The sequence below is a fragment of the Streptomyces sp. Q6 genome (assembly GCF_036967205.1).
GTDB classification, from domain to species: Bacteria; Actinomycetota; Actinomycetes; order Streptomycetales; family Streptomycetaceae; genus Streptomyces; species Streptomyces citrinus.
In genome coordinates, this window is record NZ_CP146022.1 from 7,913,073 (window position 1) to 7,935,434 (window position 22,362).

20 protein-coding genes and 2 pseudogenes are annotated in these 22,362 nt (G+C 71.9%); 8 read left to right on the forward strand and 14 right to left on the reverse strand.

Annotated elements, in window-relative coordinates:
- Window positions 1–86 precede the first annotated feature (86 nt).
- Together V2W30_RS36315 and V2W30_RS36320 are read left to right on the forward strand one after the other, a co-directional pair.
- Complete coding sequence (locus tag V2W30_RS36315) at window positions 87–566, forward strand: DoxX family protein (RefSeq protein ID WP_338702850.1); 480 nt, start codon at window positions 87–89, stop codon at window positions 564–566.
- A gap of 29 nt (window positions 567–595) precedes the next feature.
- A complete protein-coding gene (locus V2W30_RS36320) occupies window positions 596–916 on the forward strand; it encodes a hypothetical protein (RefSeq protein ID WP_338702851.1) in 321 nt (106 codons plus the stop codon).
- Window positions 917–943: 27 nt separating this feature from the next.
- On the opposite strand, the gene V2W30_RS36325 is transcribed toward V2W30_RS36320, so the two are convergent.
- Entirely contained in the window at window positions 944–1,462 is a 519-nt protein-coding gene (locus V2W30_RS36325; protein WP_338703896.1) for a MarR family winged helix-turn-helix transcriptional regulator, read from the reverse strand.
- 53 nt (window positions 1,463–1,515) lie between these two features.
- Between V2W30_RS36325 and V2W30_RS36330 the strand changes: the two genes are divergently transcribed.
- The 4 genes from V2W30_RS36330 to V2W30_RS36345 all read left to right on the forward strand — a co-directional run bounded on the left by V2W30_RS36330 (window position 1,516) and on the right by V2W30_RS36345 (window position 6,137).
- Window positions 1,516–2,568: a DMT family transporter gene (locus V2W30_RS36330; protein ID WP_338702852.1), complete on the forward strand. Its 1,053-nt coding sequence runs from the start codon at window positions 1,516–1,518 to the stop codon at window positions 2,566–2,568.
- Complete coding sequence (locus V2W30_RS36335) at window positions 2,508–3,353, forward strand: PP2C family protein-serine/threonine phosphatase (protein ID WP_338702853.1); 846 nt, start codon at window positions 2,508–2,510, stop codon at window positions 3,351–3,353. The genes V2W30_RS36330 and V2W30_RS36335 overlap by 61 nt, the downstream gene beginning before the upstream one ends.
- An 86-nt stretch (window positions 3,354–3,439) precedes the next feature.
- Entirely contained in the window at window positions 3,440–4,492 is a 1,053-nt protein-coding gene (locus tag V2W30_RS36340) for an MASE1 domain-containing protein (RefSeq protein WP_338702854.1), read from the forward strand.
- A 121-nt stretch (window positions 4,493–4,613) separates the two neighbouring features.
- Window positions 4,614–6,137, forward strand: a complete 1,524-nt coding sequence (locus V2W30_RS36345; protein WP_338702855.1) for a catalase — start codon at window positions 4,614–4,616, stop codon at window positions 6,135–6,137.
- 61 nt (window positions 6,138–6,198) lie between these two features.
- On the opposite strand, the gene V2W30_RS36350 is transcribed toward V2W30_RS36345, so the two are convergent.
- From V2W30_RS36350 to V2W30_RS36375, 6 genes are all read right to left on the reverse strand, one after another.
- Window positions 6,199–7,089 carry a hypothetical protein gene (locus V2W30_RS36350; RefSeq protein ID WP_338702856.1) on the reverse strand — a complete coding sequence of 297 codons (891 nt, stop codon included), beginning with the start codon at window positions 7,087–7,089 and terminating at the stop codon, window positions 6,199–6,201.
- 207 nt (window positions 7,090–7,296) lie between these two features.
- Window positions 7,297–9,318, reverse strand: coding sequence for a GxGYxYP domain-containing protein (locus V2W30_RS36355; protein ID WP_338702857.1), 2,022 nt, complete (start codon window positions 9,316–9,318; stop codon window positions 7,297–7,299).
- 96 nt (window positions 9,319–9,414) lie between these two features.
- Entirely contained in the window at window positions 9,415–12,474 is a 3,060-nt protein-coding gene (locus V2W30_RS36360; protein ID WP_338702858.1) for an alpha-mannosidase, read from the reverse strand.
- Between the two features lie 50 nt (window positions 12,475–12,524).
- Window positions 12,525–13,433 (reverse strand): carbohydrate ABC transporter permease, encoded by a 909-nt coding sequence (locus tag V2W30_RS36365; protein ID WP_338702859.1) that lies wholly within the window; start codon window positions 13,431–13,433, stop codon window positions 12,525–12,527.
- The gene (locus V2W30_RS36370) at window positions 13,433–14,359 is read right to left on the reverse strand and encodes a sugar ABC transporter permease (protein ID WP_338702860.1); all 927 of its coding nucleotides are present in this window, start codon (window positions 14,357–14,359) and stop codon (window positions 13,433–13,435) included. The genes V2W30_RS36365 and V2W30_RS36370 overlap by 1 nt, the downstream gene beginning before the upstream one ends.
- A complete protein-coding gene (locus V2W30_RS36375; RefSeq protein ID WP_338702861.1) occupies window positions 14,356–15,732 on the reverse strand; it encodes an extracellular solute-binding protein in 1,377 nt (458 codons plus the stop codon). The genes V2W30_RS36370 and V2W30_RS36375 overlap by 4 nt, the downstream gene beginning before the upstream one ends.
- A gap of 273 nt (window positions 15,733–16,005) precedes the next feature.
- Here V2W30_RS36375 and V2W30_RS36380 point away from each other — a divergent pair, with 273 nt between their 5' ends.
- Entirely contained in the window at window positions 16,006–17,244 is a 1,239-nt protein-coding gene (locus V2W30_RS36380; protein ID WP_338702862.1) for an ROK family transcriptional regulator, read from the forward strand.
- A 59-nt stretch (window positions 17,245–17,303) separates the two neighbouring features.
- Here V2W30_RS36380 and V2W30_RS36385 read toward each other — a convergent pair whose 3' ends face one another.
- Both V2W30_RS36385 and V2W30_RS36390 read right to left on the reverse strand, forming a co-directional pair.
- The gene (locus V2W30_RS36385) at window positions 17,304–17,570 is read right to left on the reverse strand and encodes a helix-turn-helix transcriptional regulator (protein ID WP_338702863.1); all 267 of its coding nucleotides are present in this window, start codon (window positions 17,568–17,570) and stop codon (window positions 17,304–17,306) included.
- Complete coding sequence (locus V2W30_RS36390) at window positions 17,570–18,040, reverse strand: DUF2975 domain-containing protein (protein ID WP_338702864.1); 471 nt, start codon at window positions 18,038–18,040, stop codon at window positions 17,570–17,572. Before V2W30_RS36390 ends, V2W30_RS36385 begins: the two co-directional genes overlap by 1 nt.
- Window positions 18,041–18,150: 110 nt before the next feature.
- Between V2W30_RS36390 and V2W30_RS36395 the strand changes: the two are divergent.
- A pseudogene (locus tag V2W30_RS36395) lies at window positions 18,151–18,336 on the forward strand (hypothetical protein); the annotation flags it as partial.
- A 78-nt stretch (window positions 18,337–18,414) separates the two neighbouring features.
- Here the strand turns inward: V2W30_RS36395 and V2W30_RS36400 are convergent.
- From V2W30_RS36400 to V2W30_RS36420, 5 genes and pseudogenes are all read right to left on the reverse strand, one after another.
- Entirely contained in the window at window positions 18,415–19,080 is a 666-nt protein-coding gene (locus tag V2W30_RS36400) for a CoA transferase subunit B (RefSeq protein WP_338702865.1), read from the reverse strand.
- The gene (locus tag V2W30_RS36405; protein ID WP_338702866.1) at window positions 19,077–19,832 is read right to left on the reverse strand and encodes a CoA transferase subunit A; all 756 of its coding nucleotides are present in this window, start codon (window positions 19,830–19,832) and stop codon (window positions 19,077–19,079) included. The genes V2W30_RS36400 and V2W30_RS36405 overlap by 4 nt, the downstream gene beginning before the upstream one ends.
- An 11-nt stretch (window positions 19,833–19,843) precedes the next feature.
- Window positions 19,844–20,568: pseudogene (locus V2W30_RS36410) on the reverse strand (SDR family NAD(P)-dependent oxidoreductase).
- Window positions 20,565–21,323 (reverse strand): SDR family oxidoreductase, encoded by a 759-nt coding sequence (locus tag V2W30_RS36415; protein ID WP_338702867.1) that lies wholly within the window; start codon window positions 21,321–21,323, stop codon window positions 20,565–20,567. Before V2W30_RS36415 ends, V2W30_RS36410 begins: the two are co-directional and overlap by 4 nt.
- Window positions 21,320–22,291, reverse strand: a complete 972-nt coding sequence (locus tag V2W30_RS36420; RefSeq protein ID WP_338702868.1) for a fumarylacetoacetate hydrolase family protein — start codon at window positions 22,289–22,291, stop codon at window positions 21,320–21,322. The genes V2W30_RS36415 and V2W30_RS36420 overlap by 4 nt, the downstream gene beginning before the upstream one ends.
- Window positions 22,292–22,362: the final 71 nt, after the last annotated feature.

A 22,362-nucleotide genomic window follows, 5' to 3' on the forward strand; every position in this document is an offset into this window, starting at 1 on the left:
TCAGTAGGTATTAATAGGTAGGTCAGTCTACCTAGAGTCGCGAAGGCGGGGGACTGAGGGAGGAAAGCCGGGGAAGTCGGGTCGGTATGGCTGTACTGAGGAAATGCGCACGACCGATGCTGTCGTCCGTCTTCGTCGTCGGCGGGCTGTCCACCCTGCGCGCCCCCGCCCGGGTGGCGCCGGCCGCCGAGCCGGTGGCGGTCCCCGTGGCGCACAGGATCCCGCGGCTGACCGAGAACCCCGAGCAACTCGTCAGGATCAACTCGGCGGTCCAGGTGGGCGCCGGTGTGCTGCTCGCGACGGGCCGCCTGCCGCGCGTGGCCGCCCTCGCGCTCGCCGGGTCGCTCGCCCCGACGACGCTGGCCGGGCACGCCTGGTGGAAGGAGAAGGACCCCGAGCGCCGCGCACAGCAGCGCACCCACTTCCTGAAGAACGTCTCCCTGCTCGGCGGGCTGCTCATCGCGGCCGCCGACACCCATGGCAAGCCGTCGGCGGCCTACCGCGCCCGGGGCGCCGCCGCGGCCGGGCGCAAGAGCGTACGCAAGAGCGTCGCCCGGCACCGCTGACCCGCACCCGCGAGAGGACACCTGTTCCCGTGACCACCTACGTCATCACCGTCCCCGGTACGTTCCTGCGCGCCCCGGACGACGACACGAAGTCCGGCCTCGCACGCCGCCTGCGCCCGGCCGACCCCCACCACACGGAACTCGGACGGGAGGAGGACCTCGACGTGCTCACCGTCAACGACGACGGCCGGACCTTCAGCGCCCGTGTGGAAGTGACCGCGGAGACGAGCGGGGAGGCGGAGGCCGAAGCCGTACGAGGCGTCGCGGCGGCGCTGCGCGACGTGGGGTTCGACGCCGACGAGGCTCCCCTGGGGCCGCCCGCGGTGACCGGGGTGGACAACCCGGCGTGAGGTGAGGACGGCCGCCGGGGCCGCGGGTCAGCGTACGGCGCCCGGATCGGCCGTGTCGGCCGGGGCTTCCAGACGGCCGAGCCATGAGGTCAGCAGCGGCTCCAGCGCGGCGGCCTCGGCGGGGGTCAGGGCCGCGAGGAGCCGGTGTTCGTTGCGGATGTGGTCGGTGAACGCCCGGTCGAAGAGATCCCGCCCGGCCGTGGTGAGGGCGACGACCCGGCCGCGGCCGTCACCGGAGGCGCGGCGCCGGGTGACCAGGCCCGCCCGTTCGAGGCGGTCGATGCGCTTGGTGATGGCCCCGGTGGTGACCATGGTGTGGGCGGCCAGCTCGCCGGGGGCGCGTTCGAAGGGCTCGCCCGCGCGCCGCAGGGCGGCCAGCACGTCGAACTCGCCCTCGCTGAGGTCGTAGCGGCTGTAGACGGTGCACAACTCCTGGGTGAGCAGGGCCGCGATCCGGTGCAGGCGGCCGATCACGCCCTGCGGCGAGACATCGAGATCGGGGCGCTCGCGTCGCCATGCGGCCTGGATGCGGGCGACGTGGTCCATGTCCATGCGCGCAGCCTACCTTCATATCTTCCATGGAAGATATGTTGTCTTCCATGGAAACTACTTACCGGTGGGGTGTCGTCGCCGCGCTGGCCCCGGTGGCCTGGGGTGCCAACTACTTCGTGACCCACGAGTTCCTGCCGGCGGGCGCCCCCTGGTGGGGTGCCGCCCTGCGGGCGCTGCCCGCCGGACTGCTCCTGCTCGCCCTGTGCCGCGAGCGACCGCGGGGCGACTGGTGGTGGAAGTCGGCCGTGCTCGGCCTGCTCAACACCAGCGCCTTCTTCCTGCTCGTCTATCTCGCCTCCCACCTGCTCACCACCGGCACCGCCGCCACGCTGATGGCGCTCTCCGCGCCGACGCTGATGCTCAGCGCCTGGGCACTGCTGGCCGAACGGCCGCGCGTCCGGGCCGCCGCCGGGGCCGTGGTGGGGCTCGCGGGCGTGGTCCTGATGCTCTCCGGCCAGGTCACGGCGCCCGGCATCTCCGGACTGCTCGCCTCGGCCGGCGCGCTGACCGTCTCCTCGATCGGCTACGCCCTGTCCAAGCGCTGGGGCACGGGACCCGGCGTGCTGCCCACCACCGCCTGGCAGCTCACCTTCGGCGGGCTGCTCCTGGTCGTCGCCGCCGCCGTGCTGGAAGGCGCGCCCCCACAGCTCACCCCCGAGGGGGTCGCCGCCCTCGGCTACACCGCCGTGATCGCCACCGCCCTGGCCTTCGTCGCCTGGTTCACCGGCCTGCGCCGGCTGCCCGCGGCCACGGTCGGCCTCATCGGCCTCCTCAACCCCGTGACGGGCGTGCTGCTCGGCACCACGCTCGGCGGCGAGTCCCTGACCCTGCGGCAGGGCGCGGGCATGGCCCTGGTCCTCGCCGGAATCGTGCTGGGCCGCCCGGCCGCCGGGGCGGACGAGCCCGATGGGCCGCCGACGACGGAGGCCGCCGCGGCCGACCGGCCCCACGGCGTCGGCGCGCGAGCACGCCGAGAAGGTGCGGCCGCCCCCGGTTACGGGCAGGGTGGGGAGACACGCGGGTGGAACGGAGGAGGCCGATGTTCCGCAGCGAGTCCGCGGAGGACGGCGCGGAGCTCCTGGCCAAGCTCGGCGCCCTGACCGCCCGTGCCCGGGAGCTCGCGGAACTCCAGCGGTCCCGGGTCGAGCTCGCGGTGGCCCTCCAGCGCGGCATGCTGCCCAGGGACCTGCCCACCGCCCCCGGCGTCCGCCTCGCCGTGGGCTACATGCCCGCCAACCACGGGCTGAACGTCGGCGGCGACTGGTACGACGCCTTCACCATGGCCGACGGCCGGATCGCCCTGTCCATCGGCGACGTACAGGGGCACAACATCCAGGCCGCCGCGTTCATGGGCCAGGTACGCGTGGCGCTGCGCGCGCTGGCCTCCGTCACCGGCGACCCGGGGGAGCTGCTCGCCCGCACCAACGACCTCCTCGTCTCCCTGGACGCCGACCTCTTCGCCACCTGCACCTTCCTGCGGCTCGACCCGGCCGCCGGCACCCTGGAGTGCGCGCGGGCCGGCCACATCCCGCACATCTGGGCCACGGCCGACGGCCGCTCCGGCGTCGACGAGGAGGAAGGCGGGCCCCCGCTCGGCGTGCTGCACGGCGCCACGTACCCCGTCGCCCGACACCGGCTCACCGTCGGCGGCGTCTTCGTACTGCCGACCGACGGCGTCGTGGAAGGCCCCTCGCTCAGCCTCGACGACGGCCTGGACCAGGTCCGACGGCTCGCCCAGATCACCGCGGCCGCCGGGCTCGGCGTCGACACCCTGGCCGGCGGCGTCATGAAACTGGCGGACTCGGTCGGCCACGAGGACGACGCAGCGGTCCTCGTCGTCGGCCACGACGGAGGCACGGGATGGCGGCGGGCCCCGTGTGCCTGAACAGGGCGGGACAGCCGGCGATCCCCGCGCACGCAGCGACCCGAGCGGGGGCGTCCGCATGGCCGAGTGCGTCCGGCCGGTGTCTGATGGCTCCTGTGTTGGTTACTCGGCGGCCCCGATGGTCCTTGGACCTCGTACTCAAGGCCCTGGCCGTGGCCGTCTGCTACTACGTGGCCGGACGCCTGGGTCTGCTGGGCCAACTCGTGTTCGAGGGCACGGTCGTCACGCCCGTCTGGCCGCCGACCGGTCTCGCCCTCGCCGCCTTTCTCGTGTTCGGCGTGGGCGTCTGGCCGGGCATCGCCCTCGGCTCGTTCCTGGTCATCATGTCGCTCACCACGCCCCAGCTCACGACCCTGATCACCGTGGCGGGCAACACCGCGGCGCCGCTCTGCGCCTGCCTGCTGCTGCACCGGGTCGGCTTCCGGCCGGACGTCTCGAGGCTGCGGGACGGGATCGCGCTGGTCTTCCTCGGCGGGTTCGGTGCCATGGCGATCAGCGCGACGGCCGGGATCGCGCCGCAGGTGTGGACCGGCGACCTGGACGCGGCGGACTTCTGGTCCGTGTGGCTCGCCTGGTGGGTCGGCGACGCGATGGGCGTCCTGCTCGTCACACCCCTGCTGCTCGTCCTGAGTCTGGGCGCCGGGCGGTTTCCGCGACGGCGCTGGAAGGAAGCGGTGTGTCTGGGACTCGCGACCGTGGTGCTCGTACCGGTGGCCGTGCTCAGCAGGATGAGCATGCTCTTCCTCGTCTTCCCCCTGCTGATCTGGGCGGCGCTCCGCTTCCAGCTGGCCGGAAGCATGCTCTGCGCGCTGGTCGCCTCCGTCTTCACCACCTACGCGGCGAACACCGAGCGCGGCGCGTTCGTCGGTCTGTCCGGCATCGAGGTCATGGCCAAGCTCCAGGCCTTCAACGGAGCCGCGGCGCTGACCGCCCTGCTGCTGTCCTCGCTCGTCACCGAACAGCGCGCGACCCGCCGCTCGGTCCAGAGCGCCTGCAACGAACTGGCGGAGCTGCTGGAACACCTCGCCGTGGGCGAGAACCAGGCGGATCTGACCGGCAGCCCCCGCGCCCCCCTCGCTCCCGCACCCGACGCCGAAGAGGTCAGGAGATCGACTCCCCGTCACCGTCCACGGACGTAATGCCCCGGGACGGCGGTGGGCGGGTTTGCCCCGGGCGAACCGGGTCAATCGATCTACACACCGCTGGTCGGCCTCCGCGTGACCGACACCTCACCGCTCCCGCACGACGAAAGGCAGAGCCATGGCACACGACACCTCACCCGCCACCACCAACGATGCCGGTGCCCCGGTGGAGAGCGACGAGCACTCGCTCACCGTCGGCGCGGGCGGCCCGATCCTGCTCCAGGACTCGTATCTGATCGAACAGATGGCGCAGTTCAACCGGGAGCGCATCCCGGAACGCCAGCCGCACGCCAAGGGCAGCGGCGCCTTCGGACACTTCGAGGTCACCGCGGACGTCAGCGCCTACACCAAGGCGGCCGTCTTCCAGCCCGGCACCCGCACCGAACTGGTCGCCCGCTTCTCGACCGTCGCCGGTGAGCGCGGCAGCCCGGACACCTGGCGCGACCCGCGCGGCTTCGCGGTGAAGTTCTACACCAGCGAAGGCAACTACGACATGGTCGGCAACAACACCCCGGTGTTCTTCGTGAAGGACCCGATGAAGTTCCAGCACTTCATCCGGTCCCAGAAGCGCCGCGCCGACAACAACCTGCGCGACCACGACATGCAGTGGGACTTCTGGACCCTCTCCCCCGAGTCGGCCCACCAGGTCACCTGGCTGATGGGCGACCGCGGCATCCCGCGGACCTGGCGCCACATGAACGGCTACACCTCGCACACGTACATGTGGATCAACGCGCAGGGCGAGCGGTTCTGGGTGAAGTACCACTTCAAGACCGACCAGGGCATCGAGTTCTTCACGCAGGACGAGGGCGACCAGATGTGCGCCGCCGACACGGATTACCACACGCGTGATCTCTACGAGCACATCCGCGACGGCGACTTCCCCAGCTGGACGCTGCACGTCCAGGTCATGCCGTACGAGGACGCGGCCACCTACCGCTTCAACCCGTTCGACCTCACCAAGGTGTGGCCGCACGCCGACTACCCGCTCATCGAGGTCGGCCGGATGACCCTGGACCGCAACCCCACGGACAACCACGCGGACATCGAGCAGGCCGCCTTCCAGCCCAACAACTTCGTGCCCGGCATCGGCCCGAGCCCCGACCGGATGCTCCTCGGCCGGCTGTTCTCGTACGCCGACGCGCACCGCCACCGCATCGGCGGCAACTACCAGCAGCTCCCGGTCAACGCCCCGGTCGTGCCCGTCCACACGTACTCCAAGGACGGCGCGATGGCGTACCGCAGGACCACCGACCCGGTGTACGCGCCGAATTCCAAGGGCGGCCCCGCGGCGGACACCGAGCGGTACGGCACGCCGCCCAGCTGGTACGCGGACGGCGACATCACCCGCGCCGCCTACGTCGACCACGCCGAGGACGACGACTGGGGCCAGGCCGGGACCATGGTGCGGGAGGTCCTCGACGACGCCGCCCGCGACCGGCTCGTGGACAACGTCGTCGGGCATCTCCTCAACGACGTGAGCGAACCCGTTCTCGTCCGCGCCTTCGCCTACTGGTCGAACATCGACAAGTCGATCGGTGAGCGCATCGAGCAGGGCGTGCGCGCGAAGGCGGACGAGAAGGACCCGAAGGCCGCGCAGCAGTCGAACCCGGCCCGCGGCAGCATGCAGGACAAGGCCTGACCGACCCGCACGGCCCCGACGCCGGTGGCGTACCCGCGGGTACGCCACCGGCGTCGGGCGCTCACTCGTACATGACGTACGACGGACGCGGCGTCAGGCCGAGGACCTCGTCCGGGGTCATCAGACGGCCGCCGTCCCGCGCGTCCTCCTCGAAGAAGAGCTTGAACCCGGTGTGCAGCCCGCGCGGCATCGGGTCGACCAGCCGCTCCCAGGTCTGCCGCTTGAGCCGCGGCGTCCCGATGCCGTCGGCGCTCTTGACCATGGCGACCCCGGCGGGCGCCGTGATCCGCTGCCCGTCCCGGACGACGGACTCGGCGACCTGGTGGTGCACGAAGACCTTCTCCGGCAGATCGTGCCGCTCGACGAGCGCGGCGAGCCGCGCGGCGATCCGGGTGAGTTCGGCGCCGCTGGTGTGGCCGTAGGTGTCACCCGGCTTCTCGCCGGGCCCCATCTCCCACTCCGGGTCGAGGGCGATCCCGACATCGGGGTGCACCAGCCACGGCTCCAGCGCCCGGACCTCGTCGAGGGCCGAGGCGCGGCCCGGCTGGATGTTGAGCAGCAGCAGGGCCCGGTGGCGCCGGGCCGCTTCGTGGAAGGCGCGCACGGTCGCGTCGGGCGTACGACTGCGGTACGCGCCGTCGGGTCCGGGCGCGGAGTTCGCGACGACGGCCAGCAGTTCGAGCACGGGCAGCACCTGGCGTCCGTCGGCGTACGCGCGACCGCGCCGCTCGATCTCCGCCACCCGGTCGTCGAGATCGCCGGTGCCCAGGCGGCCGAGGGCGGCGGCGCCGGGCAGACCGCAGTACCCGACGAGCCGGTGCTCGGGGAAGACCCGCCGCCCGCCGCGGGGCAGTTCGGCCCGGCGGCGGGCGGTGCGGGGCGACGCGGCGGGCGAGGGCCGGGCCGTGGTGGACCGGCCGGCACCCCTTCGGGCGTGCCCGACGTGCCGCACCCGGCCACCGACAGGCCAGCGGCGCCCGCCATCCCGGCGGTCAGCAGGGCCCGCCGCCCGACGCGGTCCGTCCTGCCCGTCGTCCCACCTGCGCGCACGTCGCCTCCTCCCGCCGCGGCCGCCGCGGCGGATCGTCGTGATCACCGTCGGCGGGACGCCTTGCCGTCGTGCGCGCGGCGAAACGCGCGCGGCGGGGGTCGGCCGGGATCAGCCTCCGGTGCTCTTGGCGAGCAGCTCGAAGAACACGTCACCGCGGACGATCTCGAACGGGTCCTCCAGCAGCTTCGCCAGATCGGCGATGTCGCTCGGGGTCCAGCTCCATGCGTTGATCGCGGCGGCCACGAACAGCGGACGGTCCGGGTCCCGGCCGTCGACGTGGCGCACCAGCGCGTCGCGGAAGTCGGCGCCCTTGCCCTGCGGATAGAAGTTGCCGATCACCGGGATGCCGGCCGGGCGGGTCTGGAGATCGCCGGTCTCCCAGGACTGGATGACCCCGCGCAGCGGAGTGTTCTCGCGGTAGGACGCCATGACGCGTTCGTCGAAGGGGATCCAGCCGTCGCCCGCGGCGTTGCGCGGGTTGTAGGCGTAGGCGAGGTCCATGCCCGTGCGGCGCAGGTAACGGCCGGTCAGTTCGGTGTACGCGTCCAGGGCGTCCTTCGGCCAGGACGCCGGATAGGTGTAGCCCGCGCCGGACGGGCCGCAGATCAGCAGGTCGTTGTCGGTGGCCGTGCGCTGGTAGTACGCGAGGTGGGCCGGGCCGATGTCGGCGAGCAGCGGGCTGACGGTCCAGTTGACGGGCACCTCGCCGCGCTTCGGGTCGTCCCAGATGTCCCGCATGCGGCGCTGGCAGTACTGGATGTTGTCGCCCTCGCCGACGGTGAACGTGACGTAGACGCGGTTGCGCAGCTCGCTCTTCGGCCGCGCCGGAACGCGGTCGGAGATTTTCGCGGGGACCCCGGCGTGCACGGTCCCGTTCATGTAGAAGTCGGCGGCGACCACCTCCACGCCGTGCTGCGAGGCGCGGTCCACGCCGCCCCACTCGCCGGCCACGTCGTTGGGGAACCAGCCGGTGTACGGGGTCGTGGGCGCGAGGTGGGAGAGGGTCTCGTCGAGCAGCTTGCCGGTGTCGCCGGACGGCGGGAGCCACAGCACCATGGCCCTGCTCGCCACCACGTAGTCCCGGAAGTAGGGGAAGGGCTCGACGCGGGTGGGCGCCGTGGCCGTCGCGGTCACCAGGTACTGGTTCCACAGATCGACGTCGGCGGTGAGGGACCGGGTGCCCGCGGGCGCCTCGAAGCGGTAGACGAAGTAGCCACCGCCGTCGGCGAAGCGGTTCGCCTTGTCGCCGAGGGAGGAGTTGAGACCGTCGAACAGGTACGGCTTCTCGGCATCGGTGCCGGGGGTGAAGGAGGCGATCTCCTTGCCGTCCGCGGTGACCTTCACGGCGCCGACCGACGCGCCCCAACCGTCGTCGCCGAAGGCGTCCTGGAACCTGACGAAGACGGTGCTGACATCGTTGTCGCCGCTCAGTTCGGCGCTCAGGTCCAGCGTGCGCACCTCGCGGTTGGAGACGTCCCTGATCCGCTCGGTCTCCCGTGCCACCTCCCGCCACTCGACGCCGCTCACGGAGACGGTCCGGGTCGGCGGCAGGCCGGCCAGGAGGGCGTGGCCGCAACGCGGGAAGAGATGGTCCAACTGCCAGCGGTAGACGCCCTCGACATCGCCGGGGGTGAAGCGCCCGCGCAGGTCGACGAGGGTCTTCAGGCCATGGGTGCGGGCCTGCTCGGCCGTCGCGGCCACCCCGTTCTCCAGTCCCGCGAGCGTGGTGGCGACGTTGACGGTGTCGGGCACCTCGGGGTCGATCAGGATCGCGCCGCGCACCCGGTCGCGGTAACGGCCCACCAGGTCGAGGGCGTTGTCGTGCTCCGTGACGGACGCGCCGGTGCTCGCGAGCCAGCGCCGGTCCGCGGTCCCGTCGTCGAAGGCGAAGTACAGGCGCGGTCCGCCGCGGTTCACCGTCCCCTGAAGGGTCGTCAGCAGAAGCTGGTCGTGCCCGTCGAGGGCGCCGACGTCGGCGACGTCGAGCCGCGTCGGGCGGCCGAAGGACGGCAGCAGGCGGGCCGCCGTGGCGCGCTCGGCGGCCCGTGCGCCGCCCGGCAGGGAGATCCCGAACGCCCCGGCGGCCAGCACCGCACCGCCGGTCCGCAGCAGGCTTCTTCGTGTCACCATCGCTGTTCACTGCTCCTTGTCGCCGTGTCGAGTGACTGCCCGGGGTGCGCGCGGGCGCGGGAGGGGCCCCGGGCGAGCCCCTCCCGCACCGCGTCCCTACTGCTCGGGAACCAGCCGCACCGTCAGGATCTGGAACGGCCGCAACCGCAGCCGCACCCCGTCGCCGGTGACCTCGCAGCTCGCCGCGTCGGCCGCACGGGGACGTTCGAGCAGGTCGGTGGCGGTGGCCGACGCCAGGCGGAAGCCGGGCGCGAGCAGCGCCGTGGCGCGGGAGCCGTGGGCCTCGTAGAGCCGGACCACCACATCGCCCGAGCGGTCGTCGGCGAGCTTGACCGTCTCGACGACGACGGCGGGGGAGTCGACCGACACCAGCGGCGCCACCTCGGCGGAGCCCGGCACCGCGCGCTCGGGCAGGTTGAGGTGGTACCCCTCGCGGATCGCGTCCTCGACGCCCGCGCCGATCACCAGGGAATAGCGCAGCCGGTGCGTGCCCTGGTCGGTGTCGGGGTCGGGGAAGCGCGGCGCGCGGGCCAGCGAGAGACGGACCGTGGTGGTCGTGCCGCCGTCCTCGCGCACGTCACGGGTCACGTCGTGACCGTACGTCGAGTCGTTGACCAGGGCCGCGCCCCAGTCGCGCTCGCCGACGTGCAGGAAGCGGTGCGCGCACACCTCGAACTTCGCCGCGTCCCAGCTGGTGTTGGTGTGCGTGGGGCGCTCGACGTGCCCGAACGGGACCTGTGCCGTCGAGTGCGCCGCCCGCACGTCGAGCGGGAACGCCGCTTTGAGCACCTTCTCCGTCTCGTGCCAGTGCAGGGTCGTGTCGATGTCGAGCCGGCGGGCGCCCGGCGCGAGGCTCAGCGTCTGCTCGACGCGGGAGGCCCCGAAGGCGCGCGTCACCTTCACCGCGCCGTCCACCACGGTCACCGACTCCACCTCCGTCAGGTCCGTGACGGTGTTGCGGTAGAAGGCGTCGAGGTCCCAGGCGTCCCACTGGTTGGGGAAGTCCTGGTGGAGCTGGAGCAGGTTGGCGGCGCCGCCCGGCGGCAGCGCCTCGCGGTCCGCGCCGATGTCGTACGCCGACGTGACCAGGCCCCGCGCGTCGACGACGATCCGCACGAGCCCGTTGTCGAGGACGTGGCCGCCGTCCCGGACCACCGGGGCGACCGTCCCCGGCTCGCGCCGGGCGCGCACCGCGGCGCCCAGGGCCGCCGTGCCGCCACGGGCGTGCGGGGCCGCGTTGAAGACGACTTCGGAGCCGTCGTCCGAGGCAGGCCCGGCGAGCGCCGACTGCGCCGAAGCGATCAAGTCGCCCAGTTCGGCCGCGATCCGACGGTACGTCTCCTCGGCTTCCCGGTGCACCCACGCGATCGACGTACCCGGCAGGATGTCGTGGAACTGGTGCAGCAGGACCGTCTTCCACAGACGGTCGAGCGCCTCGTACGGATACGCCGCGCCCGTGCGCAGCGCCGCCGTCGCCGCCCACAACTCCGCCTCGCGCAACAGGTGTTCGCTGCGCCGGTTGCCCTGCTTGGTCGCGATCTGACTGGTGAGCGTGCCCCGGTGGAACTCCAGGTACAGCTCGCCCACCCACACCGGGGCGTCCGGGTACTCCTCCAGCGCCTTGGCGAAGAAGTCACCCGGCTTCTCGATCTCCACCCGCGCCGAGCCCTCCAGGTCGGCGAGGCGCGCGGCGCGCGCGAGCATCTCGCGGGTGGGGCCGCCGCCTCCGTCGCCGTACCCGAACGGGGCGAGCGACCGGTTGGCGGAGCCCTTGTCCTGGAAGTTCCGCACACTGTGCGCGACTTCGGCGCCCGACAGGTCGCTGTTGTACGTGTCGACCGGCGGGAAGTGGCTGAAGATCCGGGTGCCGTCGATGCCCTCCCACCAGAACGTGTGGTGCGGGAACTTGTTCGTCGTGTTCCACGAGATCTTCTGCGTCAGGAACCAGCGCACCCCCGCCAGCTTCATCAGCTGCGGCATCGCCGCGTTGTAGCCGAACGTGTCCGGCAGCCACATGTCCTCGGTCTCGACGCCGAACTCTTCGAGGTAGAACCGCTTGCCGTGGATGAACTGACGGGCCAGCGCCTCCCCGCCGGTGATGTTGGTGTCCGGCTCCACCCACAGGCTGCCGGTCGGCACGAACTGCCCCGTCTTCGCCTTCTCCTGGGCCCGCTCGTACACCTCGGGCCGGTGCTCCTTCAGCCAGGCCAGCTGCTGCGCCTGGGACATCACGAAGCGGAACTCCGGGTGCTCGTCCATGAGTTGGGTGACGTTGGAGACCGTACGGGCCACCTTGCGCACCGTCTCGCGCAGCGGCCACAGCCAGGCCGTGTCGATGTGGGCGTGACCGATCGCGGAGACCCGGTGCTCACCGGCGGTGGCGGGCGAGGAGAGGGCCGGAGCGAGGATGGCGCGGGCCGCGGCCGCGCCGGCGCCGATGTCCTGGAGGTCCACCGCGTCCAGGGCGTTCGACAGCGTCCGCAGGATCTGCCAGCGGCGCGGCGACTGCTCGGGCAGCTCGCGCATGAGCTGGTCGAGCACCTCCATGTCGTGGACGAGTTCGTAGACGTCCGCGTCGAAGAGGGCCAGGTCGAGCCGGCGCAGCCGGTACAGCGGCTCCCCTTGCGAGGCGTCCGGCGCGTCCAGCCAGGGGGCGCGGCCGCCGATCGGCGTGATCGCGAAGCTGCGGTCCTCGGGCCCGGAGTGCATGACGAGGGGGTTCGCGGCGGCCTCGACGTAGACGATGAACTCCTCGCCGCCGGTAGCCTGTTCGGCGACCGGCAGCCAGACGTTGCGCGGGTTGAGGGCCTTCACGGCGGTGCCGTCGCTCCGGTAGGCGAGGCCCTCCGCGGAGAAGCCCGGTTCGGTGGTGCCGAAGCCCAGGTCGACGACGGCCTCGACCCGGCGCCCCGCCCACTCCTCGGGGACCCGGCCGCGGAGCCTGAACCAGCTGGTGGTCCAGGCGGGGCCCCAGAGCGCCCCCGCCTCGGTGGGCCGGAAGTCGGCCGCAAGCCCCTCGGCCACCGGAACGGGTTCGCCCGGCACCTGCCAGACGCCCACCTCCAGCGGGACCGACACGGCGTGGACGGCGGGCCGGATGCGTTCGTCGAGTACGCGCCGCAGGCGACGCTCGACGATGTCGCGGTCGGAATGCACAGAACACCTTTCCCAGTACGTACGTGGACAGGCGAGGCGGCAGGGCGGGTTCAGCCCTTCAGCGCACCGCCGAGCGCGAACCCGCCGCCCAGCTTGCGGGTCAGCAGGAGGTAGAGCATCACCACGGGCAGCGTGTAGACCACGGAGAACGCGGCCAGTTGCCCGTACTGCGTCTGGTCGTGGGCGCTCAGGAACGTGAACACGCTCACCGACGCGGGCAGCTTCTCCGGCGACAGCAGCAGCACGAACGGGACGAAGAAGTTGCCCCACATGCTGATGAACGTGAACACGGTGACGACGGTGACCCCGGGCCACATCAGCGGCAGCACCACCCGCGTCAGCGACTGCATGGCGTTGGCGCCGTCGATCCGGGCCGCCTCCTCCAGGACGATGGGCACACCGTCCATGAAGTTCTTCATCAGCCAGATGCCGATGGGGAGCGCGGACGCCGTCAGGAACAGCGTGGTCGCGAACATCGAGTCGATCAGCTCGACCTGTACGAACATGCTGTACACGGGGATCATCACGGCGGTGATGGGCAGCCCGGTCGTGAACAGCACGGTGTACAGGAACGGGCGGCGCAGCCGGGAGCGGTACCGCGACAGGGGGTAGGCCGCGAGGATCGAGACGACCACGCACAGCAGGGTCGCCCCGCCGCACAGCAGCAGGCCGTTGAGCATCGGCCGGAACGTGGTCTCGGTGTTGAGGATCGCGTGGAAGTTGTCCAGCGTCGGCGGCGACGGCAGGCTCAGCTCGAAGCCGGCCGTGGAGCTGATGGACGCGCACACCATCCAGATCAGCGGCAGCACGAACAGCAGGCTGATCACCAGCAGGACGAGGTTGACGGCGATCCGTGCGGGCCGGATCCGGCGGCGCGCGGTGCCCGTGGCGGGCGCGGGGCGGGCGTCGGGGCCGGAGTGTCCCGTACCGGGCGCCGGCCTCACGTCGGTGGCGGCCATCAGTCCTCCTCCACCTTGAGCAGCTTGAGATAGACGACGGAGAACAGGGCCCCGACGACCAGCAGGACGAGCGCGATCGCCGTGCCGTAGCCGATCGCGCTGTTCTGGAACGCCTGCTGGTACATGAAGACGGGCAGGGTCTGGCTCTTGTTGCCGGGGCCGCCGCGCGTCATCGCGTAGATCAGCCCGAAGACGGAGAGCGTCTGGAGCGTGATCAGCATCAGATTGGTCATGACGGTGCGGCGGATGACCGGCAGCGTGACGTGCCACAGCCGGTGCCACACGCCCGCGCCGTCCATCTCGGCGGCCTCCACCAGTTCGCGGGGCACCTCGTTGAGCGCGGCGGAGTAGACCATCATCGAGAACGCGGTGCCGCGCCACACGTTGGCCAGGCAGACCGCCAGGATCGGCATGGTGTACAGCCAGTTCTGCCCCGGCAGGCCGAGCAGGTCGAGCACGTTGTTGAGCGAGCCCTGCTGGTAGAAGAACGCGTACATCAGGTAGCCGGCGACGACCTCGGGCAGTACCCACGCCGCGATCACCACACCGTTGGTGAGCGAACGCATCGGGCGGGTCGCCTTCTCGGAGAGGACCGCGAGGCTCAGGCCGAGCGTGTTCTGCCCGATGACGGCGGACCCGATGACGAACACCAGTGTCAGCCAGAGGGAGTTGATGAACTCGGGATCGTCGAACGCCCGCGAGAAGTTGTCCAGGCCCACGAAGTGCGTCTCGGCGGCGCCGGTCAACTGGGCGTCGGTGAACGCGTCGTAGACGCAGTAGACGATCGGCCCGGCCAGGAACACGGCCAGCAGGGCCAGGGACGGCAGCAGCGGAAGGCCGCGCAGCAGCGACTGGCGTGCCGCGCGGCCGCCGGCCGCACGCCCCGAGGGCGCGGCGAGTCCGGCGGGGGCGGCGGCGGATTTCATCGGGTGCCCTTGGCGGTGCTGTCGGACCCGACGGCGGTGGCCAGGTCCTGGTCATAGGTCTTGGCGGCCTCCTCCACCGAGCTCTGGCCGGTGGTCACCGACTCCATGGCCTTGGTGATGGCGTTGGAGACCTGCGGATACTTCGGCAGCGCCGGACGGAAGTGGGTGTACTTGACCAGGCCGGTGAAGAACTTGTTGGTCGGGGTGGCCTCCAGGTACTTCGGGTCGGCGGCCACGTCCGTGCGGACGGCGGTCGTCGACTCGATGATGTTCCACTGCGTCGAGTGGGCCCTGTTCTTGATCGCCTTGGTGAACTGCCAGGCCAGATCGGGGTTCTTGGCCTTGGCCGGGATGGACCAGGCCCAGCCGCCCGACATGCTGACCTTGCCGGGCGCCTGGCCGTTCTGCGTCGGCATGGCGGCGGAGGCCATCGTCTTCGTCCACTCCGGCCACGGACGCGGGCCGGTCTCCAGCCAGTTGTTCGCCATCCACGAACCGTCGATGTCGAGGGCGAGCTTGCCCTCGGGGAGCAGCTTGGTGCCGACCTCCGTGCCCGCGTTGGCCCCGAGCGCGGTCGACTTGGGCAGGCCCAGGTCCTCGCTGTAGACGGTGTGGACGAACGTCAGGGCGTCCTTGAAGCCCTGCGAGCCGGTGATCCACTTCTTGCTCTTGGCGTCGTACAGGGAGCTGCCCGCGCCCTCGGTCCCGTACAGCAGCATCTCGAAGCCCTGCATGGTGGACTGCTCGCCGCCGGCCTGACCGGTGTAGAGGTTCATCGGCGTCACACCCGGCAGCTTCTTCTTGACCGTCCGGGCGACATCGAGGATGTCCTGCCAGCTCTCGGGCTGCCAGGGGGTCTTGATCCCGGCCTTCGCCAGCAGTTTCTGGTTGTACCAGATGCCCCGGGTGTCGGTGTCGTCTGGGACGCCGTACGTCTTGCCGTCGTCGGGGGAGGAGACAGCGGTCTTGGCGGCCGCGGCGAACTTGTCCCAGTCCGCCCACTTGGCGACGTACGCGTCGAGGGGCTTCAGATAGCCGCTGGCTATGTCGGAGTTGATCAGCGCGGTGTCCTCGTAGACCAGGTCGGGTGCCGTCGAGGGTGAGCGCATCATGAGCTGGATCTTCGTGTAGTAGTCGTTCTCCGAGGCCGTGACCGGGACGATCTCGATCGTCTTGCCGGGGTGGGCCTTCTCGAAGGACTTCTTCATCGAGGTGAGGAATTTCTGCTGCTTGTGGTCGTTCTGGTCCAGATGCTGCCAGTAGACGACCTTGATCGACGTGCCGTCGGCGGCGGCACCGGAGCCGCCGCATCCGGCTGCCGACAACGTTGTCGCGACGGTGATCGCGAGGGCGGCGAGAAGCTTCTTGCGCAAGGGGATCCTCCGAAGTGTGCGGCTCGTGCGCCTGGCTGGGGCGCCCGACTGCGGGGGTACGGACGTACGGGAGGGACGTGCGGCTCTGGAGCGGACGTGCGCGGGACGCAGCAGGGGCTGGCGGGGTGCGTGGTGCGTCTGGCGCATTACCTAAATCCAATGGATGGACTAAGTCAACGCCTCCTGCATAATCTCCGTGCCGGAGTTCCGCTGGCGGGAGGCGAGTTCGGTACCGCAGGGTGCACGGGCCGCACGAGGGAGGAGCGCCCCATCATGCGAAGCGGTACCAACCTGCCCCGAGTGGGTGGCTACAACCAGGCCGTCGTCCTGGACGCCATCCGCACCAGGGGGCCCGTCAGCCGCGTCGAGCTGGGGCCGCTCACCGGGCTCACCAATCAGACGGTGTCCAACGTCGTACGGCGGCTGCTCGACGCGGGCCTGATCGCCGAATCGGGGCAGGCCCCCTCAAGCGGCGGCAAACGGCGCACCCTGCTGATGCCGCGCCCCGACGGGGCCTACGCCCTCGGTGTGCACCTCGACCCGGACGCCGCCGTGATCGCGCTGGTCGACCTCGTGGGATCGGTGCTGCTCAGCCGCCGCATCGCGCTGCCGCGACCCAGCGACCCCGAGGAGGTGGTCGACAAGGTGGCGCGCGCCGCGTTGCGCCTGTCCGAACGCGCCGCCATCGACCGCGAGCGGCTGCTCGGCCTCGGGATCGCCGCGCCCGGACCCCTCGACGGCGACGCCGGTGCCGTCGTGGAGCCGCCCAACTTCGACGGCTGGCGCCGGGTGCCCCTGCTCGACATGTTCGCGAAGGCGACCGGTCTGCCGGTGGCGATGGACAACGACGCGACGGCCGCGGCGATCGGCGAGCGCTGGATCGGCGGCAAGGAGCGCGCGGACGGCTTCCTGTTCCTGTACATGGGAGCGGGCGTCGGCGCCGGCATCATGCTCAACAACCAGGTCCTGCGCGGCGATTCGGGCAACGCGGGCGAGATCGGCCACGCCCAGATCGAGGGCGGCGACCGGCTCTGCGATTGCGGCAGCAAGGGGTGTCTCGGCCCGAACTGCAACCCCGCGGCCCTGGTCGACGACCTCTTCGTGCGGCACGGCCGGGCGGCCGCGCGGCGCCTCGGCCTGAGCGGCGAGCCCGACGCGGTGCGCGCCGACTGGAAGCTGCTGCGGCGTGCGGTGCGCGCCGGGGATCCCGCTGCCTGCGAGGTGGTGCGCCGGGCGGGCCGTCGGATGGGGCAGGCGGTGCGCGGGGCCGTCGCCCTGCTCGACGTGAGCCGGGTGGTCCTCGGCGGAGAGGCCCTCGCCGGTGTCGAGAACGTCCTGGGCGAGGAGATCGACGCCGCCGTCAACACCACGTCGGTGACCCGGCTCCTGGGCAGGGTGGCGGTGGAACCCAGCCTGATCGGCGAGACGGCGGGCGCGGTGGGCGCCGCGTCACTGGTCCTGCACGGACGCTACGCGCCGGGATGGCGGATGCTGACGGACGTGTCGCCGTAGGGCGTCGGCGGGCACCGGGTGAGGGGTGGGCGCCGAACGCGGGTCGGCTCAGGGCGGGTTCACCCCCGTACGGGAGACCCCTCCTCCTCGGCGTGGGCGGCGCCGGCGGTGTCGGCCGTGTCATCGGCCTGCCAGCGCAGGAGGTCGCCGGGCTGGCAGGCGAGCGCCTCGCAGAGCGCGGCGAGCGTCGCGAACCGTACCGCCTTGGCGCGGCCGTTCTTGAGGACCGCCAGGTTGGCGGGGGTGATCCCGACGCGCTCCGCCAGCTCGCCGACCGACATCTTCCGCCGGGCCAGCATCACGTCGATGTCGACGACGATCGGCATCAGATCACCTGGTCCAACTCGGCCTGGAGACGGGCCGCCTGGGCGAGCAGCATCCGCAGGACGAGCACGATGAGCGCGACGCCCAGGACGGCCACGCCGATCCCGCCCATGATGAGCGTGACGCCCGGATCGTCCCGCTGGCCCGGCGCGTTGACGGCCGTCACCGCGAACCACAGCAGGGCCGCCGCCACGATCGCGCCGATCACGCCGTCCACGTAACGGAAGGCGGCGTGGGAGAACACGGTGCCGCGGCGCACCATGGCCACCAGCCGCCCCACGCAGACCAGGGCGACCTGGGCCGCCACCATGCCCAGGATCGTGATCAGGCGCAGCGGGGTCAGCGGAAGTGATCCGTCCTCCGGGTCGTTGCCGCTGATCAGGACCCACGCCATCGACGCCTGGACGAACACGGTGCCCGCGAACACCACCATGAGCACGGCGCGCAGGGCGCGTACGGTCAGCTTTCCCATGACTCAGCCTCCATCGAGTTGCGATGGAAATCTATCGAATCTCGATAGGTGTGACCAGTCGCGTCGAGGGAGTCCGTGAGGAGGGGCGCACCACGAGTTCCGGGCGGAGCGTCGACGTCGCCCAACGGCTGCTCACCCGGACCGGGTGCCCCTCGCGGCTGCACACGGTGACCGGGGGCGCGACCACCGTCGGGGAGCGCCGGGACAGCATGCGCCCGGACGGCACGCTCGACCCGGGTGGCATGACCTCGTTCAACCACTACGCGCTGGGAGCCGTCGCCGACCGGCTGCACCGGGATCGTCCACCTGCCCGACCGCGCGGCCGTCACCGGCGGACCGGGCAGGCACCGGCTCAGCGACGCGGCCACGGACGATCAGGCGGCCTGAGGCTCCCCGCCGCCCGCTGCGACGACCGCGCCGGTGCGGTCCTCGATGTCGGCGAGGGTCACACCGGGCGCGGTCTCCACCAGGCACAGGCCGTGCTCGGTCACGTCGAGCACCCCGAGGTTCGTGATGACGCGGTCCACGCACCGCTCGCCGGTCAGCGGCAGGGTGCACTCGGCGAGGATCTTCGGGCTGCCGTCCTTCGCCGTGTGGTCCATCAGGACGATGACCCGCCGCGCCCCGTGCACGAGGTCCATGGCCCCGCCCATGCCCTTGACCATCTTCCCGGGGATCATCCAGTTGGCCAGGTCGCCGGCCGACGAGACCTGCATCGCTCCCAGGACGGCGGTGTCGATGTGCCCGCCGCGGATCATGCCGAACGAGGTGGCGGAGTCGAAGAACGCGGCCCCCGGGAGCACCGTGACGGTCTCCTTGCCCGCGTTGATCAGGTCCGGGTCCACGTCGGCCTCGGCGGGGTAGGGGCCGGTGCCCAGGATGCCGTTCTCGGAGTGCAGCACGACGTGCACACCCGGCGGCAGATGGTTCGGGATCAGCGTGGGCAGGCCGATCCCGAGGTTCACGTAGGAGCCGTCCGTCAGCTCCTGGGCCGCGCGGGCGGCCATCTGCTCGCGCGTCCATCCGGTGGGCGTGCTCATGCGCGTACGGTCCTCTTCTCGATGGTCCTGGCGGCGGCCTGGGCGGGGGTGAGGGCGACGACGCGCTGCACGAAGACGCCGGGGACGTGCACGGTGTTCGCGTCGATCTCGCCCGGCTCGCAGAGCTCCTCGACCTCGGCTACGGTGACGCGTCCGGCCATGGCGGCCAGCGGGTTGAAGTTCGCGGCCGCCTGGCGGAAGACGAGGTTGCCGTGGCGGTCGCCGCGCCAGGCCCGTACGAGGGCGAAGTCGGTGGTGACCGCTTCCTCCAGCACGTAGTCCGAGCCGTGGAAGGTGCGGATCTCCTTGGCGGGGGACGCCGTGCGCACGGTGCCGTCGGGGTGATGGCGCCAGGGCAGACCGCCGTCGGCGACCTGGGTGCCGACACCGGCCGGTGTGAAGAACGCCGGGATGCCGACGCCGCCCGCGCGCAGCCGCTCGGCGAGCGTGCCCTGCGGCACGAGTTCCACCTCCAGCTCACCGGCCAGGTACTGGCGGGCGAACTCCTTGTTCTCTCCGACGTAGCTGCCCGTCACGCGCGCGATGCGCCCGGACTCCAGCAGGACACCGAGACCGTGCCCGTCGGTGCCGCAGTTGTTCGACACCACCCGGAGCCGTTCCGCGCCCTGGGCGTGCAGGGCGCCGATCAGCGTGTCGGGAACGCCGCTGAGGCCGAACCCGCCGACCGCCAGGGACGCGCCGTCGGGGATGTCGGCCACCGCGCTCGCGGCCGAGGCACTGACCTTGTCCATGAATTCTCCTTTCAACCGGGCCGTACGGCTGACCAGCCGCCGTCCACGACGAGATGGGCACCTGTGATGAACGAGGCTTCGTCGGAGGCGAGGAAGACGGCCGCGTTGACGACGTCGTCCGCACACCCCGCGCGTCCGACCGGCGCGCACCCGGCCGGCCCCGCGCCCTGGACGCCGCCGCCCGGACCGATGCCGCCCGCGCGGACGCAGTTCACACGGATGCCGAACGGGGCCCCTCGGCGGCCAGTTGGCGCGACAGCGCGGCGACCCCGGCCGCGGCAGCCGCCTGGGAACCGGCCACGGGGTCGGCGGACGCGACGGTGACGACGCGGCCGTCACCGAGTGCCAGATGGGGCCACACCGCCTTCGCGCACCACCACACGGCGTCCCACTGCCCGCGGATCATGGCCGTGTGGTCGTCGAAGGACTGTTCCTCGACGGGGATGTCGCGGGCCACCGGAGGGTGGGCCAGCAGTACGTCGATGCCGCCGAACGCGTCCACGGCCTCCTGCGCCCACGCGCGGACGCTGCCAGGGTCGGTGACGTCGAGCTTCCGCGGATGGAGGGCGATGCCGCCCTCGCGGCCGATGAGGCGCTGGGTCTCCGACGCCAGGGCGTGGTCCGTGTCGCCGCCGACGACGAGGGCGCCCTCGGCGGCGAAGCGCAGCGCGGCGGCCCGGCCGAGGCCGCTGCCCGTTCCGGGGATCAGGGCGACCTTTCCCTCCAGCCGTCTCATGGCGCCGTACCCGCCGCCCGGACGGCGTCCGATACGGACTTCACGCCGCCGTGCGCGGTGAGCCCGCCGTCCACGGGGATGTCGGCGCCGGTGATGAACGAGGACGCGTCCGAGAGCAGGAACGCGACGAGCGAGGCGACGTCGTCGACGGTGCCGGTGCGCCCGAGCGGCGTCTCACGCACATTGGCCTCCCGGAAGGCGGGGACCGCCGAGGCGGTCATCTCCGTCTCGATGAACCCGGGGTGGACGGTGTTCACGCGGATCCCGCGCGGCCCCAACTCCAGCGCCGCCGTGCGGGCCAGACCGCGCAGCGCCCATTTGCTGGAGGTGTAGGCGACCGGGTAGTGCGCGGTGAGCGCGGCGGAGGAGCCCACGTTGACGATCGCGGTGCCGGTCCGCATCAGCGGTGCCAGATGCTGCATGCCCAGGAGCGGGCCGGTGACGTTGACGCGGTGGACGCGCTCGAAGTCCTCGGGCCGTACCTCGGTCAGACGGGCACGCCAGGTGATGCCGGCGTTGTTGACCAGCCCGTGGATGTGCCCGTAGGTGTCCGCGAGTTCGTCGCTGAGGTCGCGCCATGCCTGCTGGTCGGTGACGTCGAGCAGGCGGCAGCCCGCGCTCTCGGTCACGTCGACGGCGACGACCCGCGCGCCGTGCTCCGTCAGCGTCCGGGCCTGCGCCGCCCCTTGGCCGCGGGCGGCGCCGGTGACGACGACGACCCTGCCCAGGAGCGGCTTGGGGTGGAGCTCGCTCACGGGCGCTCCCGCTTGCGGCGCCGGCCCGCGGGGAGCGGGACCGGATCGACACCGGGCACCACGGACACCGACAGGGTGCCGATGCCCTCGACGGTGAGCGTGACGGTGTCCCCGGGCTTCAGCGGCGGCGGGGTCCGTTCGCCGCGCACGCCCCACAGTTCGGCGAGGCAGCCGCCGTTGCCGCAGGTGCCCGAACCCAGCAGGTCGCCGGGGACGACGCGGGTGCCGCGCGAGGCGTAGGCGACCATCTCCTCGAACGTCCAGCTCATGTTGGACAGCAGGTCCTCGCCGACGACCTGGCCGTTGACCTCGGCGGTCAGGGCCAGGCGGAGCAGTCCCTCGGCGTCGCGGAAGGGCTCCAGCTCGTCGGCGGTGACCAGGCACGGGCCGATGCTGTTGGCGGTGTCCTTGCCCTTGCACGGTCCGAGGCCGACGTTCATCTCGGCGGACTGGAGGTCGCGGGCGGACCAGTCGTTGAGGATCGTGTACCCGATGATGTGCCGGCGTGCCTGCTCGTGGGTGAGGTCGCGGCCCTCGCGGCCGATGACGGCGGCGACCTCCAGCTCGAAGTCCAGGGCGGCCGAGCCCGGCGGCACGGGGACGGGATCGTGCGGCCCGAACACCGCCTGGTGGTTGCTGAAGTAGAAGGTCGGCGCCGCGTACCACTGCTCGGGCACGCCGTCGGCGCCGCTGACGGAGCGGCGTACGCCTTCGACGTGCTCCTCGAACGTCACGAAGTCGCGCAGCGAGGTGGGCCGCAGCGGAGGCAGCAGGCGCACGGCGGAGACAGGCGGGCCGGGCGGTGCGTCCAGAGCCGCGTTCCCCACGTCGAGCAGGGCGTCGAGGCCCTCGCCCCGCGTGACGAGGTCGGTCAGGCAATGCCCGTCGGGCAGCGGGAACAGGGTGCCGTCCGCCGCGAGGACGGCGGCCCGGACGGAGTCGTGGTGCTGGTAGGTGACAAAGCGCATGGGGGACAGGTCCCTTCACATGGGCCCGGGAGCGCGCCGCATGGAGCAGGGCACCGCTGGAGCGGGCGCGC

Excerpts from the sequence above, each read along its gene's own strand:
- V2W30_RS36315 (WP_338702850.1), top strand. The coding sequence starts at position 87 with ATGGCTGTACTGAGGAAATGCGCACGACCGATGCTGTCGTCCGTCTTC.
- V2W30_RS36325 (WP_338703896.1), bottom strand. The coding sequence starts at position 1,462 with ATGGACCACGTCGCCCGCATCCAGGCCGCATGGCGACGCGAGCGCCCC.
- V2W30_RS36330 (WP_338702852.1), top strand. The coding sequence starts at position 1,516 with ATGGAAACTACTTACCGGTGGGGTGTCGTCGCCGCGCTGGCCCCGGTG.
- V2W30_RS36335 (WP_338702853.1), top strand. The coding sequence starts at position 2,508 with ATGTTCCGCAGCGAGTCCGCGGAGGACGGCGCGGAGCTCCTGGCCAAG.
- V2W30_RS36340 (WP_338702854.1), top strand. The coding sequence starts at position 3,440 with ATGGCTCCTGTGTTGGTTACTCGGCGGCCCCGATGGTCCTTGGACCTC.
- V2W30_RS36345 (WP_338702855.1), top strand. The coding sequence starts at position 4,614 with ATGGCACACGACACCTCACCCGCCACCACCAACGATGCCGGTGCCCCG.
- V2W30_RS36355 (WP_338702857.1), bottom strand. The coding sequence starts at position 9,318 with ATGGTGACACGAAGAAGCCTGCTGCGGACCGGCGGTGCGGTGCTGGCC.
- V2W30_RS36365 (WP_338702859.1), bottom strand. The coding sequence starts at position 13,433 with ATGGCCGCCACCGACGTGAGGCCGGCGCCCGGTACGGGACACTCCGGC.
- V2W30_RS36370 (WP_338702860.1), bottom strand. The coding sequence starts at position 14,359 with ATGAAATCCGCCGCCGCCCCCGCCGGACTCGCCGCGCCCTCGGGGCGT.
- V2W30_RS36380 (WP_338702862.1), top strand. The coding sequence starts at position 16,006 with ATGCGAAGCGGTACCAACCTGCCCCGAGTGGGTGGCTACAACCAGGCC.
- V2W30_RS36385 (WP_338702863.1), bottom strand. The coding sequence starts at position 17,570 with ATGCCGATCGTCGTCGACATCGACGTGATGCTGGCCCGGCGGAAGATG.
- V2W30_RS36390 (WP_338702864.1), bottom strand. The coding sequence starts at position 18,040 with ATGGGAAAGCTGACCGTACGCGCCCTGCGCGCCGTGCTCATGGTGGTG.
- V2W30_RS36400 (WP_338702865.1), bottom strand. The coding sequence starts at position 19,080 with ATGAGCACGCCCACCGGATGGACGCGCGAGCAGATGGCCGCCCGCGCG.
- V2W30_RS36405 (WP_338702866.1), bottom strand. The coding sequence starts at position 19,832 with ATGGACAAGGTCAGTGCCTCGGCCGCGAGCGCGGTGGCCGACATCCCC.
- V2W30_RS36420 (WP_338702868.1), bottom strand. The coding sequence starts at position 22,291 with ATGCGCTTTGTCACCTACCAGCACCACGACTCCGTCCGGGCCGCCGTC.